This window comes from Herbidospora cretacea, from assembly GCF_001570605.1.
Classification (GTDB): Bacteria; Actinomycetota; Actinomycetes; order Streptosporangiales; family Streptosporangiaceae; genus Herbidospora; species Herbidospora cretacea.
This window is the reverse complement of sequence record NZ_BBXG01000004.1, coordinates 586252-605139: the sequence shown is the minus strand read 5'-3', so window position 1 is coordinate 605139 and position 18888 is coordinate 586252. Positions and strand designations below refer to the sequence as shown.

The window sequence follows — 18888 nt, the reverse complement described above, 5'->3', positions numbered from 1 at the left end:
GTCACCCCCTGATCGCACGCGCGGTGCGCGGATCGAGGGCGTCCCGCAGCGTGTCTCCGACGAAGTTGAAGGCGAGCACGACGGTCAGGATGGACAGGCCCGGATACAGCCACAGCCACCACAGGTCGAAGTAGTCCATCCCGGACACCACCATGGAGCCCCACTCGGCCATGGGCGGCTGCGCGCCGAGCCCCAGGAACGACAGGCCCGACAGCAGCAGCACGGCGTTGCCCACGTCGAGCGCCGCCATGACCAGCACCGGCCCGGCGACGTTGGGCCGCAGGTCGACGATCATCGTGCGGACCGACGAGGAGCCGAGCAGCCGCCCGGCGGCGACGTACTCGGAGTTGCGGGCCGACATGACCAGGCCGCGCACCAGCCGGGCGTAGGAGGGCCAGGACACCACGACGACCGCGAGCACGGCGTTGCGCAGCTCGGGGCCGAGGGCGGCGGCGACCGCCATGGCCAGGATGATGCCGGGGAAGGCGAACACCAGGTCGGCCAGCCGCATGAGCGTGCCGTCGACCCAGCCGCCGAAGAACCCGGCCACCGCGCCGACGACCGACCCGATCACCGCCGAGAGGGCGACGAGCAGGAACGCCAGCGGCAGCGACACCTGCGCGCCGTAGACGACCCGGCTGAGCACGTCGCGGCCGAGCTGGTCGGTGCCGAACAGGTGCTGCGCCGACGGTTCGAGCAGCTTGTCGGCGATCTGGTCGAGCGGGCCGTAGGGGGCGAGCACGGGGGCGAGCAGCGCCACCAGCACCCACAGCACGACGAAGGCGGCGCCGACCAGAGCCAGGGGCTGCCGCCACGGGGTGCGGGATCCAGTCGTCATGAGAGCCTGATCCTCGGGTCGATGACCCCGTACAGCAGGTCGACGAGCAGGTTGATGAGGATGTACACGGCGGCGACGACGATGCTGACGCCCATGATGCCGGGCAGGTCGAGGTTGACCGCGCTGCGATAGGCGTACTGGCCGACGCCGGGCCAGGAGAAGATCTTCTCCACCAGCACGGCCCCCGACAGCAGGCTGCCGAAGGCGACTCCGGCCACCGTGATGATCGCGACCATCGCGGGGCGCAGGACGTGCCGGACGATGACCACCCGCTCGGGCAGGCCCTTGGCCCTGGCCGCGCGCACGTAGTCGTTGCCGAGGATCTCCAGCACCGAGGCCCGGCTGAAGCGCATCAGCATGCCGACCGTGTAGACGGCCAGCACGAGCGAGGGCAGCACCAGGTGGCCGATCGCCGACCACATGACGTCCCACTGTCCGGCCAGCGCCGCGTCCACCGAGTAGAAGCCCGTCGTGTACGGCGGCGGGCTCAGCACCGGATCCAGTCGTCCGGTGCCCGGCAGCAGGTCGAACTTGAACGACAGCAGGTAGAACGCGACGAGCGCGACCCAGAAGGTCGGCATGGACACCCCGCCCAGGCTGACCACCCGGAGCACCTGGTCGGGCCAGCGGTCGCGGTTGACGGCGGCCACGACGCCGAGGGCGACGCCCACGACGAGCGACAGCACGATCGCGAACAGCGCGAGCTCGATCGTGGCCGGCACGAACTCGGCCAGGTCCTCGGCCACCGGCCGGTGGCTCTGCTGCGACACGCCCAGATTCCCCTGGAACACGTTGCCGATGTACGTCAGGTACTGCACCGGGACGGGCTGGTCCAGCCCGTACTTGGCGCGGAACGCGGCCACCGCGGCCGGGTCGTCGACCGCCGACTGCCCCAGGTTGGCGGCGGCGGGATCGCCCGGGACCAGCTGGGTCAGGGTGAAGGCCACGAGCGTGATGCCGACGCACAGCAGCAGGGCGGCCGCCAGCCGCCGGACGAGGAACCGCAGCAGCACCCCGCCGGGGCGGGCCGGACGCCGGCCCGCCCCCGGGGTACCGCTTTTCGGCTTAGCCGAGCTCACGGACGTTGACCAGCCAGAGGGCGTTGGACTGGAGGTTGCGCACCGACTTGGCGCCGACCAGGATCTGGGCCGGCTGGATCAGCGGAATGATCGGGCCGGCCTCGTTCATCTTGTGCTGGATGTCGACGTACAGCGCCGAGCGGGCGGCGTCGTCGACGGTGGTGCGGGCCTTGGCGCCGAGCTCCTCCAGGTCGGGGGACGCGCCCTCGGCCCATCCGGCGCGCAGGCCCACGGTCTGGGCCGGCAGGAAGTTGAGGTAGTTGCTGGGGTCGGGGAAGTCCGGGCCCCACTGCCACAGGCCCATCTCCTCGGTGCCGCCCCGGTAGGACTCCAGCGCGGTCTGCACCGACGCCGGGGCCAGCTCCACGTTGATGCCGACCTCCTTGAGGTTGGCCTGCACGCGGGCGGCGAGGTCGCCGAAGTTGAGGCCGTTGACCTGCACGTCGCTCGGGTAGTTCAGCTTGACCGTCGGGTTCTGCAGGCCCGACGCCGCCAGCGCGGCCTTGGCCTTCTCGACGTCGCGCTTGATCCCGTCGGCGGCCGGAAGCGCGCCGAGGAAGAGCGAGGGGACGATGCCGGGCGCCTGCACGGCTCCCTCACCGGCCAGGTCGACGAGTCCCTGGTAGTCGACGCCGTACCGCACCGCCTCCTGGAACTTCGGGTTCGAGGAGATCTTGGAGATCTCCGGGTTGTCGTTGGCGAACAGGAAGAACACGTTCGGCGAGGCGCCGTTGACGACCTGGAGGTCGCCCATGCCCTTGGCCTGCTCGGGCGACAGGTCCACCGCGATCTGCGACTCGCCCTTCTGCACGTTGAGCCGCTGCACGTTGGCCTGCGTGTTGCGCACGACGACCTTGGAGTACACGGGCTTGGGGCCCCAGTAGTTCTCGTTCAGCTTCAGCACGACCTGCGAGGTGGTGCTGTAGCTCTCCAGGACGTACGGGCCGCTGCCCTGCGACTGCTTGTTGAAGAACGCCTCGGCGGTGTCGGTCTTGTCGGCGTCCTCGGCGTCCGTGGCGCCGTTCTTCTTGGCCACCGCCGAGTTGACGATCCCCAGGGCGGGGTTCGGCAGGATGAACGGGATGGCGGTGTTCGGCTCCTCGCTGGCGATCACGACGGTGGCGGGGTCGGGCGCGGTGACCGTGAGGCCCGCCATCAGGAACGACGGGTTGCCCTTGACGTTCTTCACGCGGTTGAGCGAGAAGGCGACGTCGGCCGAGGTGACCGGGGTGCCGTCGGAGAACTTCGCGTCGGTGCGCAGCTTGAACGTGAAGGTCTTGGCGTCGTCGGAGGCGGTGAACGACTCCGCGAGCGCCGGGACCGGCTTGGTCACGTCGCTGCCCTTGAAGGTGAGCAGCGTGTCGTAGATCGTCTGGTCGATCAGCAGACCCGAGGGCTCGTACATGCGGGCGGGGTCGGTCGTCTTGAGCTGGAAGGCGGTGTCGATGACGAGGGTCTTGCCGCCCTGCCCGCCGGGCGAGGACGGAGCGGCGGCGTTGCCACCGCCGCAGGCGGCGAGCAGGCTCAGGGCCACAGCGGCGGTGAGCGCACCGACAGACCGGCGGATCTTCATGAGGGACTCCAAGGCCGGGCTACGGGGGCCCGCTCAGACATATGGGGCGATGTCATGACTCTCCTGAGCGGCGGCGGCACGAGGCCACAGCCGAACGTGCAGCCTTACTGCACGTTGACCGGGCACGCTAGGCCGTGGGCAGCGACCGCGTCAAGACCCGTCACCGCTGATCACCTGCTCACAACTGTCTGTTGACGGCGAACATCGGCACCCTTACGGTGCTGCCCACGCGTGTAGTTAACCTGCACGTGACACTGCGATGGTAGGAAGGACGGCGTAGGTGATCGGAGATCGCTTGCACGAGCTGCGCACCGAACGGGGGATGAGCCTGCGCGCCCTGGCCGAGCAGGCCGGGGTCTCCCCGACGCTGCTCAGCCAGATCGAGCGGGGCGTCACCGAGCCGAGCCTGTCGACCCTGCGCCGCCTGGCCGGGGTCTTCGGCGCGTCCATCGCCTCGCTGTTCGAAGACCCGGCCGCGCCCGCGGTGTGGATCAGCCGGCCCGGCGAGCGCACCACCCTCGGCGCGCCCAACGGCCAGATCCGCTACGAGCGGCTGACCCCCGGCAACGGGCAGCTCGAGGTGCTCCACGCCGTGCTGGCCCCGGGCGAGGTCTCCAGCGAGGAACTGTGGAGCCACCCGTCCATGGAGTGCGTGTACGTCGTCTCCGGCACTCTCACCGTCCAGGTCGAGCGGTCGAGCTACACCGTCGCGGCGGGCGAGAGCCTGACGCTCGACTCCAACCGGCCGCACCGCTACCTGAATGACTCTGCGACCAACACGGAGATCGTCTTGGCCATAAACCCCCCGACACCATGACCGAGCCCGACATGGAGATCTACGACCTCCGGGTCACCGTCGAACGCATCGAGGGCCGGTCGGTCTGCGGCATGAACGTCGGCGACCACTTCGACCTGACCGACAGCGCCCACCTGAAGATCCCCGACGGCAAGCACTTCTGCGTCTACGCCCTGGCCTCCGTGCTGCCCTTCCTCGCGGCCAAGCAGCGCGACCTGGCGGCGGGCGACTGGCTGGCCCAGGACACCCAGTTCGCCTGCCCCGACCCGGAGGAGCGCCTGATCATGCAGGTCTCGCGCACCTGCCGGCGGCGGATGAACTCGGCGGACCTGACGTGACCACCGCGCGCACCGTGGAGATCGGGCTCGGCCTCCAGAGCGACAAGGGCGCGGGCGACTACGCGGAGCTGGCCCGCAGCGCCGAGGACCACGGCTTCGACGTGCTGACCGTCTTCGGCGACCTCATGTACCAGCCGCCGATCTTCCCCCTGCTGGAGATGGCCGCCGCCACCGAGCGGGTGCGCCTGGGCGTGGCCTGCCTGAACCCCTACTCGCTGGCTCCCTACGAGATCGCGGGCCAGATCGCCGCGCTCGACCTGGCCTCGGAGGGCCGGGCCTACCTCGGCCTGGCGCGGGGCACCTGGCTGGGCGCGGTCGGCATCGACCAGCAGCACCCGCTGACCACCCTGGAGGAGTCGGCGCAGGTCGTCTACCGGCTGCTGCGCGGCGACGCCGGAGGGTTCGAGGGGAAGGTGTTCCGGCTGGCCCCGGGCACCACGCTGCGCTACCCGGTGCACCGCCCCGACCCGCCGCTGCTGCTCGGCGCGTGGGGCGCGAAGGGCGCGGCGCTGGCCGGGCGCGTCGCCGACGAGATCAAGGTGGGCGGCAGCGCCAACCCGGACATGGTGAAGGTGATCCGCGAGCGGCTGCGGCCGGGCGCGGAGGCCGCCGGACGGGACGCCGAGGACGTCGGGATCGTGCTCGGCGCGGTCACCGTCGTCGACACCGACGGCGCGGCGGCGCGTTCGCGGGCGCGGGCGGAGGTGGCCATGTACCTCGCGGTGGTGGCCGGGCTCGACCCCACCCTGGAGATCCCGGCCGACCTGGTGGCCCGGGTGAAGGAGCTGGTCGACGCCGGCCGCCACGACGAGGCGGGCAAGCTCATCCCGGGCGACCTGCTCGACCTGTTCGCCTTCGCGGGCACCCCCGACCACGTCGCCTCGCAGGCCCAGGCGCTCATCGACGCGGGGGTGCGCCGGGTCGAGTTCGGCACCCCCCACGGGCTGAGCGACCGGCGCGGGGTGGAACTCCTGGGGTCGGCGGTGCTGCCCGAACTCAGGCGGACGAGGTCCGCGGCGGCGTGACGGAGTGCCACGGGAGCGGGGTCGACAGCACCATCGTGCTCGACGGCTGGCCGTAGGGCGCGAGGCGGTCGATCACGTGCTCGAAGGCGTCCATCGACTCGGCGGCGACCTTGAGGATGCAGCAGGCGTCGCCGGTGATGCGGTGGATCTCCAGGACCTCCGGCCATTCGGCGACCGCCGGGTCGCGGAGCATGCAGCGGGGGCCGTAACAGGACATCCGGATGATCGCCATCACCGGCCAGCCAGTCCGGGTGAGGTCGACCCGGGCGTGGTAGCCGGAGATGACGCCGGTCTCCTCCAGCCGCCGCACCCGTTCGGCCACGGCGGGCGGCGACAGGTGGACCCGCCGGGACAGCTCGCTGAAGGACAGCCGCGCGTCGACCTGAAGCTCGCGCAGCAGCGCCCAATCCATATCGTCCATGGGGACCTTCGGTTCGTTAAGCGGTTGAGCGGTTTGGCCGTGAAACCACAGGCCAGGGGTGAATCGTACCTTTAAGTGCTCCTTCTCGACAGATGACCGTTTGGTGGAGCATGAGGTCCGTGGAGAGCACGAACAGCACGCGCGCCGCCAGGGCCGCCGCCAACGGCGGGAACCCCACCCTGGAGTACGCCGACGGCCTGCCCTACGACGTCTACGTGCACGCCGACACCCTGCACTCGCTCCAGCAGACCATCAGCAAGGACCCGGGCGAGATGTCCTTCCTCATGGTCAGCCAGATCATGGAGCTGTACTTCGGCCTGACCTGCTTCGAACTGCGCGAGGCCCAGCGGCTGCTGCGCGAGGACGACGTCTGGGGCGCGCTCGCCCCGCTGAAGCGGGCCACTCTGGACATCGAGGGGCTCAACGCCGCCTGGCGCGGGCTCGACTGGATGACCCCGGCCGACTTCAACCGCTTCCGCGACCAGCTGGGCGAGGCCTCGGGCTTCCAGTCGGCCATGTACCGGCACCTGGAGCTCCTCCTGGGCCTGCGCAGCGCGACGCTGCTGCGGCCCTTCCACCGCCAGCCCGAGGTGTACGCCGCCCTCCAGGAGACGCTGCGCGCGCCCAGCCTGTGGGACGACGTCATCGCGGCGCTCGCCCGCCAGGGCTTCGCCATCCCCCGCGACCTGCTGGACCGCGACGTGGCCGTCGAGCACGAGGGCCACCCCGCCGTCGAGGCCGCCTGGGTCGAGATCTACCGGGAGAACACCCCCGGCAACCACCTCTGGTCGCTCGGCGAGGCGCTCACCGGACTGGCCGACGGATTCGCCGACTGGCGCTGGCAGCACCTCAAGGCGGTGCAGCGGACCATGGGCGAGAAGGCCGGCAGCGGCGGCTCGGCCGGGGCGAACTGGCTGCGCCGCAGCATGGCCCGCGTGGTCTTCCCCGAACTGTGGTCCGCCAGGACCCTGGTCTGAGGGGGCGGCGATGTTCACCGAGGCCGAGGCCCTCCGGCGCGACGCCGCCGACCCGGGCCACCGCGACCTGTTCCACGTTCCCCCCGCCGAGGGCGGCCGGTACGCCGAGACCGCCTACCTGGCCGGCAACTCCCTGGGGCTGCAGCCCCGGGCCACCAGGAGCGACCTGCTCGGCGACCTCGACGCCTGGGCGAGGCTCGGCGTCGAGGGCCATCTCGACGCGGCCCGTCCGTGGCTGCCCTACCACGAGTTCCTCACCGGCACCGCGGCCCGCCTGGTCGGCGCGCTGCCGTCGGAGACCGTGGTGATGAACTCGCTGACGGTCAACCTGCACCTGCTGATGGTGTCCTTCTACCGGCCGGCCGGCACTCGCACGAAGATCGTCATCGAGGACACGGCCTTCCCGTCCGACAGCTACGCGGTCCGCAGTCAGGCCCGCTTCCACGGCCTGGACCCCGACGCGACGGTGGTCCGGCTGGACCCCGCCGACGTGCTCAGCTACCTCGCCCATGAGGGCCACGAGGTCGCGCTGGTGCTGCTCGGCGGGGTCAACTACCTCACCGGCGAGCTCATGGACATCCCGGCGATCACCCGCGCGGGGCACGAGGCCGGCGCGCTGGTCGGCTGGGACCTGGCGCACGCCGCCGGGAACGTCCCGCTGGAGCTGCACGAGTGGGGGCCCGACTTCGCGGCCTGGTGCTCCTACAAGTACCTGAACGCCGGGCCGGGGGCGCTCGGCGGGGTGTTCGTGCACGAGCGGCACCTCGCCGACCCGGCCGTCCAGCGGTTCGAGGGGTGGTGGAGCACCGAACCGGCCACCCGTTTCGAGATGGCGCCGGTCTCCCGTCCCCCGGCGACGGCCGACGCGTGGCAGGTCTCCAACCCGCCGATCTACGCCATGGGCCCGGTCCGCACCTCCCTGGAGATCTTCGACCGGGTCGGCATGGCCGAGCTGCGCGCCCGGAGCCTGCGCCTCACCGGCTACCTGGAAGCGCTGCTCGACGAGCTCCCGGTCACCGTGGTGACCCCGCGCGATCCCGGCCGGAGGGGCAGCCAGCTCTCCCTGCGGATCACCGGCGGCAGCGCCCACGAGCTGGCCAGACGGCTGCGTTTCGAGTTCGGTGTGATCACCGACGCCCGGGAGCCCGACATCGTCCGGGCCGCGCCGGTGCCCCTCTACTGCACCTACCACGACTGCTGGCGTCTGGCCGACGCCCTCGCGCACGTCATCGAGGAGGTCCGATGAGCGATGAGATAGCGGTGGTCGGCGCCGGTCTGGCCGGTTGCCTGCTCGCCTGTTTCCTGGCCCGGCGGGGCCTGCGGGTCGCCCTGTACGAACGCCGTCCCGACCCCCGCGAGGGCGCCGTCGAGCGGGGCCGCTCGATCAACCTCGCCCTGTCGGAGCGCGGCCTCGACGCGCTGCGCCGGATCGGCCTCGACGAGCAGGTCATGGCCGACGCGCTCCCGATGCGCGGCCGGGTCATCCACCCCGTGAAGGGCGAACTCGACTTCCAGCCCTACAGCCACGACGGGCGGCGGGCGATCAACTCGATCAGCCGCTCGGCCCTCAACAACGCCCTGCTCGACGCGGCGGCCCAGCAGCCGGGCGTGCGCATCGCCTTCGACCACCGGCTGGCCGCCCTCGACCCCAAAACGGGCGAGATGACGTACGAGACCCCCCACGGCACCACGAAGGCCAGGGCGGCCGTGGTGCTCGGGGCCGACGGCGCGGGTTCGGCGGTGCGGGCCCAGCTGCTCGCGCACGCCGGGCTGACCGAGAGCCTCGACTTCCTCGACTACGGCTACAAGGAACTGCGCATCCCGCCCCGCGACGGCGAGTTCGCCCTCGCCCCGGGCGCGCTGCACATCTGGCCGCGCGGCACCTCCATGATGATCGCGCTGCCCAACCCCGACCGCTCGTTCACCTGCACGCTGTTCTGGCCCAACAGCGGCACCAGCAGCTTCGCCTCCATCGGCAGCCCGGCGGCGATCGAACGCCACTTCGCCGAGCACTACCCCGACCTGATGGAGCTCGCCCCCACCCTCGTCGAGGACTACCGGCACAACCCCGTCGGCCTGCTCGGCACCGTCCGCTGCGCCCCGTGGCACGTCGGCGGGAAGGCCGCCCTGGTCGGCGACGCCGCCCACGCGATCGTGCCGTTCTACGGCCAGGGCGCCAACTGCGCCTTCGAGGACGTCGTCGAACTCGACCGCTGTCTCGACGAGACCGGCGGCGACTGGACCCGGGCGCTGCCCCTCTACGAGGAGCGCCGCCGCGACAACACCGAGGCCATCGCCCGGATGGCGTTGGCCAACTTCGTCGAGATGCGCGACAAGGTCGCCTCGCCGGTCTTCCAGCTCCAGAAGAAGGTGGAGCACGCGCTGGAGCGGGCCCTGCCCGGCCGCTACGTCTCCCGCTACGAGCTGGTCTCCTTCTCGACCGTCCCCTACGCGCAGGTGTGGCGGCGGGTGCGCCGCCAGCACCGGATGGTCGGCGCGGCCGTGGGGGCGGGCGCGCTCCTCGCCGTCGGCGCGCTGCTCGCGGGGAGGCGGAGCGCATGACCGTGTGGACGCCTGACCTGATGTCCGGCCGCGGTGAGCCGGGCCTGCTGCGCAACTTCGTCGACGGCCGGTTCGTGCCGGAGGGGAAGAGGTTCGCCAAGATCAGCCCGGTCACCGGCGAGACGGTCTTCGAGGTCGCCGAGGCCGACGCCGGCACCGTCGACGCGGCGGTGGCCGCCGCCCGCCGGGCGATGCGCGGGCCCTGGGGCCGGATGGACGAGCGGGAACGCGCGAAGATCCTGAACGCCGTCGCCGACGAGCTCGACCGGCGCTTCGACGACCTGGTCACCGCCGAGGTCGCCGACACCGGCAAGCCCGTCTCGCAGGCCAGGACACTGGACATCCCGCGCGGCGCGGCCAACTTCCGGGCCTTCGCCGAGATCGCCGCGACCGCCCCCACCGAGTCGTTCGGCACCGCCGGCCGGGCGATCAACTACGCGGTGCGCAAGCCGGTCGGCGTGGTCGCGGTCATCGTGCCGTGGAACCTGCCCTTGCTGTTGCTGACCTGGAAGGTCGCCCCGGCGCTGGCGTGCGGGAACGCGGTGGTCGTCAAGCCCTCGGAGGAGACGCCCGCCTCGGCCACGCTGCTGGCCGAGGTGATGGCGGCGGTCGGCGTGCCCGACGGGGTGTTCAACCTGGTGCACGGCTTCGGCCCCGGCTCGGCGGGCGAGTTCCTCACCACCCATCCGGGGGTGGACGCGATCACCTTCACCGGGGAGTCGGCGACCGGCAGCGCGATCATGCGGGCCGCGGCCGACGGGGTGAAGGCGGTCTCGTTCGAGCTCGGCGGCAAGAACGCCGGGCTCGTCTTCGCCGACGCCGACCTCGACGCCGCAGTGGAGGGCTCGGTCCGCTCCAGCTTCACCAACGGCGGCCAGGTCTGCCTGTGCACCGAGCGGCTGTACGTGCAGCGGCCGGTGTTCGAGGAGTTCACCGAGCGGCTGGCCCGGCGGGCGGCCGAGCAGGGGTTCGGCTGGCCGTCCGACCCGGCGACCGGCACGATGCCGCTGATCTCCCGGGGGCACCGCGAGAAGGTGCTCGGCTACTACGACCTGGCCCGCGCCGAGGGCGCGACCGTGCTCGCCGGGGGTGACGTGCCGGTCTTCGGCGACGCCCGGGACGGCGGCGCGTACGTGCGGCCGACGGTGCTCACCGGCCTGGCGCAGGACGCCAGGACCAACCGGGAGGAGATCTTCGGCCCGGTCTGCCACGTCGCGCCCTTCGACACCGAGGAGGAGGCGTTCGCGCTGGCCAACGACAGCGTCTACGGCCTGGCCGCGACCGTCTGGACCCGCGACGTCGGCCGGGCCCACCGGGCGGGCGCGCGCCTCGACGCCGGGATCGTCTGGGTCAACACCTGGTTCCTGCGCGACCTGCGCACCCCGTTCGGCGGGGTCAAGGCGTCGGGGGTCGGCCGCGAGGGCGGCGTCCACTCGCTCGCCTTCTATTCGGAGCTCACCAACGTCTGCGTGGACCTCTCATGACCGACATCCAGCGCGCCGCCCGGCTGCTGCGCGACGCCTACGACACCGGCACCCCCTGTCCTCCCCTGCGCGGCGACCTGCTGCCGGAGGGGGACGTGGCCACCGCCTACGCCGTCCAGCAGACGCAGGTCGAGCAGTGGACCGCCGAGGGGCGGCGGCCGGTCGGCGCGAAGATCGGGCTGACCAACCCCGTCGTGCAGAAGGCGCTGGGCGTCTACCAGCCGGACTTCGGCGTGCTGTTCGCCGACATGGCGGTGCCCGACGGCGCGGAGGTCGCGCCCGGCCGGGTGCTCCAGCCCCGGGTGGAGGCGGAGATCGCCTTCGTGCTCGGCGCGGACCTGCCGCACGACCAGGTGACGGTGGCAGACGTGATCCGCGCGACCGACCACCTGCTGCCGGCCATCGAGATCGTCGGCTCGCGGGTGGCGAACTGGGACATCTCCATCGTCGACACCGTCGCCGACAACGCCTCCAGCGGCCTGTTCGTGCTCGGCGCCAGCCCGCGCCGCGTCGCCGACGTGGACCTGCGGCTGTGCGGCGCGGTGCTCGAACACGACGGCGAACCGGTCTCGGTCGGCGCGGGCGCGGCCTGCCTGGGCAACCCGGCGCACGCCGTGGCCTGGCTGGCCGGGACGCTGGCCCGCGCGGGCCGTCCGCTGCGCGCCGGTGACGTGGTGCTCTCCGGCGCGCTCGGCCCGATGGTGCCGGTGACGCCGGGTGCGGCCTACGAGGCGCGCATCTCGGGGCTCGGCTCGGTCAGGACCTGTTTCGGAGGGGTGGCATGAACACCGGAGTGGCGGTGATCGGGTCGGGCAACATCGGCACCGATCTGATGATCAAGGTGCTGCGCCTGTCGAAGACGCTCCGCATGGTCGCGATGGCCGGGATCGACCCCGCCTCCGACGGCCTCGCACGGGCCCGCCGGATGGGCGTGGCCACCACCGACAAGGGCGTCGAGGGCCTGGTCGCGATGCCGGAGTTCGCCGACGTCGAGGTGGTCTTCGACGCCACCTCGGCCGGGGCCCACCGGCACAACGACGAGGTGCTCCGCTCCCATGGCAAGGTCGTCGTCGACCTCACCCCGGCCGCGATCGGCCCCTATGTGGTGCCGCCGGTGAACCTCGGCGAGCACGTGGGCGAACGCAACGTCAACATGGTCACCTGCGGCGGCCAGGCCACCGTGCCGATCGTGGCCGCCGTCGGCCGGGTCACCCCGGTCGTGTACGGGGAGATCGTCGCCTCCATCTCCTCCCGGTCGGCCGGGCCGGGCACCCGCGCCAACATCGACGAGTTCACCGAGACGACGTCCCGCGCGATCGAGGTCGTCGGCGGGGCCGAGCGCGGCAAGGCGATCATCGTGCTCAACCCGGCCGAGCCCCCGCTGCTCATGCGCGACACGGTCTACTGTCTCTGCGCCGACGCCGACCGCGAGGCGATCGCCCGCTCGGTGGCCGAGATGGTGGCCGCGGTCCAGGAGTACGTGCCCGGCTACCGCCTCAAGCAGGAGGTGCAGTTCGACCCCGTGGACGCCCACGTCCCCGCGCTGGGCCGGAGGTTCGCCGGCCTCCAGGTGTCGGTCTTCCTGGAGGTCTCCGGCGCGGGCCACTACCTGCCCGAATACGCCGGGAACCTCGACATCATGACCTCGGCGGCGCTGCGCACGGCCGAACGGATGGTGACCCGGTGAACCGCCTCTACGTCCAGGACGTCACCCTCCGCGACGGCATGCACGCCATCGCCCACCGCTACACCCCCGCCCAGGTCGCCGAGATCGCCGCCGCGCTCGACGCGGCCGGGGTCGACGCGATCGAAGTCGCCCACGGCGACGGCCTGGCGGGCTCCAGCGTCAACTACGGCCACGGCGCGGCCACGGACGCCGAGTGGATCGAGGCCGCCGCCTCCGTCATGACCAGGGCCCGGCTCACCACCCTGCTGCTGCCCGGCATCGGCACCATCGCCGACCTGAAGGCCGCCCGCGACCTCGGCGTCACCAGCGTGCGGATCGCCACCCACTGCACCGAGGCCGACATCGCCGCCCAGCACATCGCCTGGGCCAGGGACAACGGCATGGACGTGGCCGGATTCCTGATGATGTCGCACATGGCCGACCCCGCCACCCTGGCCGGGCAGGCCAAGCTGATGGAGTCGTACGGCGCGCACTGCGTCTACGTCACCGACTCGGGCGGCCGGCTGCTCATGCGCGACGTCGCCGAACGGGTTGACGCCTACCGGCAGGTCCTCGACGAGGGCACCGAGATCGGCATCCACGCCCACCACAACCTCTCGCTCGGCGTCGCCAACAGCGTCGTCGCCGTCGAACACGGCACCACCCGCGTCGACGCCTCGCTCGCGGGCATGGGCGCGGGGGCCGGCAACGCCCCGCTGGAGGTGTTCGCCGCCGTCGCCGAACTCCACGGCTGGCCCCACGGCTGCGACGTGTTCGCGCTGATGGACGCCGCCGACGACCTGGTCCGGCCGCTCCAGGACCGGCCCGTGCGGGTCGACCGCGAGACGCTCTCGCTCGGCTACGCCGGGGTCTACTCCAGCTTCCTGCGCCACGCCGAACGCGCCGCCGACCGCTACGGCGTGGACGTCCGCGCCATCCTGGTCGAACTGGGCCGCCGCCGCATGGTCGGCGGCCAGGAGGACATGATCGTCGATGTGGCACTCGACCTGGGAGGAACCCGATGATCGGCGAGCTCGCCGACCGCCTCGACCGGGCGGCGCTGACCGCCACGGCCATCCCGCGCCTGGCCGCCGCGGCCGGTCTCGACCCTTCCGGGGCCTACGACGTGCAGCGCGCGCTCGTCGAGCGGCGGCTGGCCCGCGGCGAACGGCTGACCGGCGTGAAGATGGGCCTGACCAGCCGCGCCAAGATGGCCCAGGTCGGCGTGGACGAGGTCATCTGGGGCCACCTCACCGACGGCATGCGGATCGGCGACGGCGGCCGGCTCGACCTGACGCGGCTGATCCACGCGCGGGCCGAGCCGGAGGTCGCGTTCCTGCTCTCCGGCTCGGGCGTCGAGGCCGTCGCCCCGGCGCTGGAGGTGATCGACTCGCGCTTCGAGGGCTTCGACTTCTCGCTGCCCGACGTGATCGCCGACAACACCTCGGCGGCCGGTTACGTCGTCGGCCCGTGGCGGCCGGTGCCCGACGGGTTGGACAACCTCGGCGTGCTGCTGGAGGTGAACGGCCGGGTCGTCCAGACCGGCTCGACGGCCGCCATCCTCGGCGACGCCCGCCGTGCCTTCGATGCGGCGGTCCGCCTGGCGGGCGGCCGGGGCGTGGAGCTGCGCGACGGCTGGATCGTGCTGGCCGGGGCCGCCACGGCGGCGGTGCCGCTGCACCCGGGGGACCACGTCCGCGCGGTGGTCGAAAAGCTCGGCACGGCGTCGTTCAAGGCGGCGTCGTGAGCGGCCTGCGGATCGCGCCGGAAGCCGTCATGGCGGGAGTCTCCTCATGAGCGCGGGCAAGATCGTTCCTGGGAAGGCCACTCCCCGGGGCCGTTTTCCCCATCTGAAGATCGCCGGAGGGTTCGCGTTCGTCTCGGGGACCTCCAGCCGTCGTCCCGACAACACCATCGCGGGGGCGAGCGCCGACGCGATGGGGACCACCGCGCTGGACATCCGGGCGCAGACCCGGGCGGTGATCGAGAACATCGGCGACATCCTCGCCTCCGCCGGGGCGGGCCTGTCCGACCTGGTGCAGGTGACGACCTACCTGGTCAACATGAACGACTTCGGCGGCTACAACGAGGTCTACGCCGAGTACTTCGACGAGACCGGCCCCGCCCGCACCACCGTGGCGGTGCACCAGCTCCCGCACCCCCATCTGCTGATCGAGATACAGGCCGTGGCGCTACTCCCGGAAGGAGTCGACGAATGACCGACATCACGGAGCCGGTGAACTTCCCCGGCTGGATCGAGGGCAACAGGCACCTGCTCAAGCCGCCGGTCGGCAACAAGGAGATGTTCCCGGGCGGGTCTGACTTCATCGTGCAGGTCGTGGGCGGCCCCAACCAGCGCACCGACTTCCACGTCGACCCCTACGAGGAGTTCTTCTACCAGGTCAAGGGCAACATGCACGTCAACCTCATGACGCCCGAAGGGCCGCGCACCGTGCACGTCCGCGAGGGCGAGATGTGGATGCTGCCGGGCAACGTCCCCCACTCGCCGCAGCGGCCGGAGGCGGGGTCGATCGGCATGGTGGTCGAGCGGGTGCGCGAGGAGGGCACGCTGGAGAAGTTCCAGTGGTACTGCCTCGACTGCGGCAACCTGCTGCACGAGGTCGAGCTCCAGGTCCGCGACATCGTCCACGACCTGCCGCCGGTCTTCCAGGCCTTCTACGCCGACGAGACGGCCCGCACCTGCGCCGGGTGCGGCGCGCTCCACCCGGGCAAGGGCTGATGGCCGGGCCCGTCGTCGACGTCCACACCCACCTGGTGCCGAAGGGGTGGCCCGACCTGGCCGCCCGCTGTGGCGGCACCGGCTGGCCCTGGCTCCGCGTCGACTCCGAGCGCGCCGCCATGATCATGGTGGGTGAGACGGAGTTCCGCCCGATCGGGGCGGAGGCCTGGGACCCGGGCACCCGCCTGGCCGACATGGACGCCGACGGCGTCGACGTGCAGGTCGTCTCGCCCACGCCGGTCTTCTTCTCGTACGACCGCCCGGCCGGCCAGGCCGTCAAGGTGGCCCGGATCTTCAACGACCTCACGCTGGAGATGACCGGGCACGACCGGTTCGTCCCGTTCTGCCAGGTGCCGCTCCAGGACCCGGAGGCGGCGTGCGAGGAGCTCGACCGCTGCCTGGCCAACGGCCACGTGGGCGTCGAGATCGGCAACCACGTCGGCGACCGCGACCTCGACGACCCGGGCATCGTGATGTTCCTGCGGCACTGCGCGGAGGTCGGCGCGCCGGTCTTCGTCCACCCGTGGGACATGCCCGGCGGCCCCCGGCTCGACCGCTGGATGGCGCGCTGGCTGACCGGCATGCCGGCCGAGACGCACCTGTCGGTGCTGGCGCTCGTCCTCGGCGGCGTCTTCGACCAGGTGCCCGAGTCGCTGCGCCTGTGCTTCGCCCACGGCGGCGGCAGCTTCCCGTTCTGGCTCGGCCGCGCCGACAACGCCTGGCACCGGCGCGGCGACGTGGTGCGCGGCCGGTCGGCCCACCCGCCGAGCCACTACGTCGGCCGGTTCTCCGTCGACAGCGTCGTGTTCGACCCGGCGGCGCTGCGGCTGCTGGTGGACGTGATGGGCGACGACCGGGTCATGGTCGGCAGCGACTACCCCTACCCGCTGGGCGAGCGCCCGGCCGGCAAGGTCGTGCACGACGCGGAGTTCCTGGACGCGGCCCAGCGCGACAGGCTGCTGTCCGGCAACGCCCTGCGCTTCCTCGGGAGGACACCATGATCCTGGTGGCGCTCACCCCCGGCCTGACGGCCGACCCCGACCTGGTCCGGCACATCGCCGAGACCGAGTTCCGGCACCTGGGGGTCGAGGGCCGCGTGGTCACCGGCCTCGGCAAGACACTGGAAGAGACAGGCGACGCCGTGGTCGCGGTGGGCCCACCGGTCCCGCACCCCGCGCCCGTCGTCTGGTACGACCCCGCCGACACCGGCCCGGTCGAGGTCTCCCCCGGCTCCGTCCACCTGTACGGCCGGGGCCTCTGGGGCCTGACCTGGGCGATCCGGCACGCCTTCCACCGCCTGCGGCACCCCGCCGAGCGCATCGCCTACGGCCCCGGCGACGAGCAGTGGGGCGAGCTCCGCCTGCCGCCGCGCCACGACGGCGGCCCGCCGCCGGTCGCGGTGCTGATCCACGGCGGCTACTGGCGCTCGATCTGGGCCGCCGACCTGATGGACGCCCTCGCCGTCGACCTGGCCGGGCGCGGCTACGCCGCCTGGAACCTCGAATACCGCCGCCCCGACCGGCACGGCTGGCAGGCCACCGTCGCCGACGTCGAGGCCGGTCTCGACCGCCTGACCGGCCTCGACGCCCTGGACCTGGGCCGCGTCGTGGTCCTCGGTCACTCGGCGGGCGGCCAACTCGCCCTGCGCGCCGCCGCCGACGACCGGGCCCGGGTCGCCGTGGCCGTCTCCCTCGCCGGGGTGCTCGACCTGACCGAGGGAGAGCGCCGCCGCGTCGGGACCGGCGCGGTCGCGCACGCCCTCGGCGGCCCCTCCGCCGAGATCCCCGGGGTGTACGCCGCCGCCGACCCCCTGAGCCGCCTGCCCCTCGGCGTGCGCCAGGTCGTCGCCGTCGGCGCGGACGACGACCTGGACCTGCTCGACTTCAGCCGCCGCTACGCCGCCAAGGCACACGCGGCGGGCGACGACGTCACCCTCGTCGAACGACCGGGCGGCCACTTCGCGGTGATCGACCCGGCGTCGGAGATCTGGGCGGCGACCATGGACGAGGTGGACCGGGCGATCGGCCTCACCCGGGCGGGATGACCGGGAGCAGGGCCGGGCGTTTGGCCGTCCGGCCGTCGCCGGTGGAGCGGCCCCGGATCCGGCGCAGCGCCCACGGGCCGAGGAAGGCGGCGGCCCAGCGCACCTCGGCCCCGGTGCGGAGCAGCGCGTTCGGGCGGCGGAGCGGCGGCAGTTCACCGGCCCAGGTGAGGTCGCTGCCGGGCAGACCCAGCGCGTGGGCCGCCGCGGCGGCGATGCGCTCGTGGCCCAAGGGGGCGGCGTGGAGGCGGTCGCGGCTCCACAACCGGGCGTCGGTGGAGACGGGGTAGGGGAAGGTGTCCACCACGACCGCGCCGTGCCGCCGGGAGGCGTGGCGGAGCCGGTCGTTGAAGTCGAGGATCCGGGGCAGGAAGCGGCGGGCCATCGGAGCGATCTCGGCGATGTTGGGGAAGGTGAAGGTCAGCACGGTCGCGCCGACGCCGGTGAAGGCGCGGATCATCTCCTCGACCTCCCCCGCGACGACGGCCGGGTCGCCCCCCGGCCGGGTCATGTCGTTCATCCCGGCCATCACCGACACCAGGTCGGGCTTGAGCGCCAGGGCCGGAGCCACCTGCTGGGCCCGGATCTGGGCGGCCAGCCGTCCCCGGACCGCCAGGTTGGCGTAGTGGACGTCCGGACTGCACACGGCGAGGTGATCGGCCAGCCGGTCGGCCCAGCCCCGGTAGCCGGACACCTCGTCGCCGTCGCCCAGGCCCTCGGTCTGGCTGTCGCCGACGGCCACGAAACGCAGGTAGCTCATCCGGCCGCCGCCGATCTGGCCGTCCGGCGGTCGAGCACGTCCAGGGCCCATCGGCACCAGTGGCGGTTCTCGCGTTCGAAGGCCAGGCCGCGGGTGACCGTGAGGTAGGGGCCGATGCGGTCGGCGTGGTCGAGGAACTCCTCCTCGTCGCGGCCCGCGAGGATGCGGGTCCGCAGGCGTTCGTACCGGGCGATCTTGGCCTCGGCCCAGCCGAGGCGCTCCTCGATCGCCGCGCGCACGGCGGCGGCGTCGCCCGCGTCGACGGCCTGCACCTGGACGAACAGGTCCTCCCTGATCGCGCCGGGGCGGACCGGCTCCCTGGTGAAGGCGTGCAGGTCGCGGCGGCCCTCGTCGGTGAGGGAGAACAGGCGTTTGCTGGGGCGGCGGTCCTGGTGGACGAGCCGGGCGTGCACGAGTCCCTCCTCGTGCATGCGGTCGAGCTCGCGGTAGAGCTGCTGGGGCGTTGCCATCCAGAAGTTGGCGACCGAGGCGTCGAAGCCCTTGGCCAGGTCGTATCCGCTGGCCTCACCCTCCAGCAGGGCGGCCATGACGGCGTGGCGCAGAGACATGCTCAACACCATACCTAAT

At 72.4% G+C, this 18888-nt stretch carries 21 protein-coding genes; 15 read left to right on the top strand and 6 right to left on the bottom strand.

Annotated features, from left to right (window positions below):
- Nucleotide 1 precedes the first annotated feature (1 nt).
- Genes AW270_RS10845 through AW270_RS10835 form a run of 3 tightly spaced genes read right to left on the bottom strand, consistent with a single transcriptional unit; the run spans nt 2 to nt 3490 of the window.
- Entirely contained in the window at nt 2-838 is an 837-nt protein-coding gene (locus AW270_RS10845; RefSeq protein WP_061293380.1) for an ABC transporter permease, read from the bottom strand.
- Nucleotides 835-1917, bottom strand: a complete 1083-nt coding sequence (locus AW270_RS10840; protein WP_082801447.1) for an ABC transporter permease — start codon at nt 1915-1917, stop codon at nt 835-837. Before AW270_RS10840 ends, AW270_RS10845 begins: the two co-directional genes overlap by 4 nt.
- Nucleotides 1904-3490 carry an ABC transporter substrate-binding protein gene (locus AW270_RS10835; RefSeq protein ID WP_061293376.1) on the bottom strand — a complete coding sequence of 529 codons (1587 nt, stop codon included), beginning with the start codon at nt 3488-3490 and terminating at the stop codon, nt 1904-1906. Before AW270_RS10835 ends, AW270_RS10840 begins: the two co-directional genes overlap by 14 nt.
- Nucleotides 3491-3770: 280 nt before the next feature.
- Here AW270_RS10835 and AW270_RS10830 point away from each other — a divergent pair, with 280 nt between their 5' ends.
- The 3 genes from AW270_RS10830 to AW270_RS10820 are packed head-to-tail and all read left to right on the top strand — an operon-like array spanning nt 3771 to nt 5649.
- Nucleotides 3771-4307: a helix-turn-helix domain-containing protein gene (locus AW270_RS10830; protein ID WP_061293374.1), complete on the top strand. Its 537-nt coding sequence runs from the start codon at nt 3771-3773 to the stop codon at nt 4305-4307.
- Nucleotides 4304-4624, top strand: coding sequence for a TIGR04076 family protein (locus AW270_RS10825; RefSeq protein WP_061293372.1), 321 nt, complete (start codon nt 4304-4306; stop codon nt 4622-4624). Before AW270_RS10830 ends, AW270_RS10825 begins: the two co-directional genes overlap by 4 nt.
- Entirely contained in the window at nt 4621-5649 is a 1029-nt protein-coding gene (locus tag AW270_RS10820; RefSeq protein ID WP_061293370.1) for an LLM class flavin-dependent oxidoreductase, read from the top strand. The genes AW270_RS10825 and AW270_RS10820 overlap by 4 nt, the downstream gene beginning before the upstream one ends.
- On the opposite strand, the gene AW270_RS10815 is transcribed toward AW270_RS10820, so the two are convergent.
- Entirely contained in the window at nt 5621-6070 is a 450-nt protein-coding gene (locus AW270_RS10815) for an Lrp/AsnC family transcriptional regulator (RefSeq protein WP_061293368.1), read from the bottom strand. The genes AW270_RS10820 and AW270_RS10815 overlap by 29 nt on opposite strands.
- 119 nt (nt 6071-6189) lie before the next feature.
- On the opposite strand from AW270_RS10815, the gene AW270_RS10810 reads away from it, so the two are divergent.
- Genes AW270_RS10810 through AW270_RS10755 form a run of 12 tightly spaced genes read left to right on the top strand, consistent with a single transcriptional unit; the run spans nt 6190 to nt 17543 of the window.
- A complete protein-coding gene (locus tag AW270_RS10810; RefSeq protein WP_245674652.1) occupies nt 6190-7047 on the top strand; it encodes a tryptophan 2,3-dioxygenase in 858 nt (285 codons plus the stop codon).
- Nucleotides 7048-7057: 10 nt separating this feature from the next.
- Nucleotides 7058-8293, top strand: a complete 1236-nt coding sequence (kynU, locus tag AW270_RS10805; RefSeq protein WP_061293363.1) for a kynureninase — start codon at nt 7058-7060, stop codon at nt 8291-8293.
- On the top strand, nt 8290-9609 hold the full coding sequence (locus AW270_RS10800; RefSeq protein WP_061293362.1) for an FAD-dependent oxidoreductase: 1320 nt from the start codon (nt 8290-8292) through the stop codon (nt 9607-9609). Before kynU ends, AW270_RS10800 begins: the two co-directional genes overlap by 4 nt.
- A complete protein-coding gene (locus AW270_RS10795; protein ID WP_245674651.1) occupies nt 9606-11093 on the top strand; it encodes a 2-hydroxymuconic semialdehyde dehydrogenase in 1488 nt (495 codons plus the stop codon). Before AW270_RS10800 ends, AW270_RS10795 begins: the two co-directional genes overlap by 4 nt.
- Nucleotides 11090-11878 carry a 2-keto-4-pentenoate hydratase gene (locus tag AW270_RS10790; protein ID WP_061293359.1) on the top strand — a complete coding sequence of 263 codons (789 nt, stop codon included), beginning with the start codon at nt 11090-11092 and terminating at the stop codon, nt 11876-11878. The genes AW270_RS10795 and AW270_RS10790 overlap by 4 nt, the downstream gene beginning before the upstream one ends.
- Nucleotides 11875-12780, top strand: coding sequence for an acetaldehyde dehydrogenase (acetylating) (locus AW270_RS10785; RefSeq protein WP_061293358.1), 906 nt, complete (start codon nt 11875-11877; stop codon nt 12778-12780). The genes AW270_RS10790 and AW270_RS10785 overlap by 4 nt, the downstream gene beginning before the upstream one ends.
- A complete protein-coding gene (gene dmpG, locus AW270_RS10780; protein ID WP_061293356.1) occupies nt 12777-13784 on the top strand; it encodes a 4-hydroxy-2-oxovalerate aldolase in 1008 nt (335 codons plus the stop codon). The genes AW270_RS10785 and dmpG overlap by 4 nt, the downstream gene beginning before the upstream one ends.
- Nucleotides 13781-14506, top strand: coding sequence for a 2-keto-4-pentenoate hydratase (locus tag AW270_RS10775; protein ID WP_061293354.1), 726 nt, complete (start codon nt 13781-13783; stop codon nt 14504-14506). The genes dmpG and AW270_RS10775 overlap by 4 nt, the downstream gene beginning before the upstream one ends.
- Nucleotides 14507-14552: 46 nt before the next feature.
- On the top strand, nt 14553-14978 hold the full coding sequence (locus AW270_RS10770; protein WP_061293352.1) for a RidA family protein: 426 nt from the start codon (nt 14553-14555) through the stop codon (nt 14976-14978).
- Nucleotides 14975-15499 (top strand): 3-hydroxyanthranilate 3,4-dioxygenase, encoded by a 525-nt coding sequence (locus AW270_RS10765; RefSeq protein WP_061293351.1) that lies wholly within the window; start codon nt 14975-14977, stop codon nt 15497-15499. Before AW270_RS10770 ends, AW270_RS10765 begins: the two co-directional genes overlap by 4 nt.
- A complete protein-coding gene (locus AW270_RS10760) occupies nt 15499-16500 on the top strand; it encodes an amidohydrolase family protein (protein WP_061293349.1) in 1002 nt (333 codons plus the stop codon). Before AW270_RS10765 ends, AW270_RS10760 begins: the two co-directional genes overlap by 1 nt.
- Entirely contained in the window at nt 16497-17543 is a 1047-nt protein-coding gene (locus tag AW270_RS10755) for an alpha/beta hydrolase (protein WP_061293347.1), read from the top strand. The genes AW270_RS10760 and AW270_RS10755 overlap by 4 nt, the downstream gene beginning before the upstream one ends.
- Here the strand turns inward: AW270_RS10755 and AW270_RS10750 are convergent.
- Together AW270_RS10750 and AW270_RS10745 are read right to left on the bottom strand one after the other, a co-directional pair.
- Nucleotides 17527-18300 (bottom strand): SGNH/GDSL hydrolase family protein, encoded by a 774-nt coding sequence (locus AW270_RS10750; RefSeq protein WP_061293345.1) that lies wholly within the window; start codon nt 18298-18300, stop codon nt 17527-17529. The genes AW270_RS10755 and AW270_RS10750 overlap by 17 nt on opposite strands.
- Entirely contained in the window at nt 18297-18869 is a 573-nt protein-coding gene (locus tag AW270_RS10745; RefSeq protein WP_061293580.1) for a PadR family transcriptional regulator, read from the bottom strand. Before AW270_RS10745 ends, AW270_RS10750 begins: the two co-directional genes overlap by 4 nt.
- Between the last annotated feature and the right edge of the window lie 19 nt (nt 18870-18888).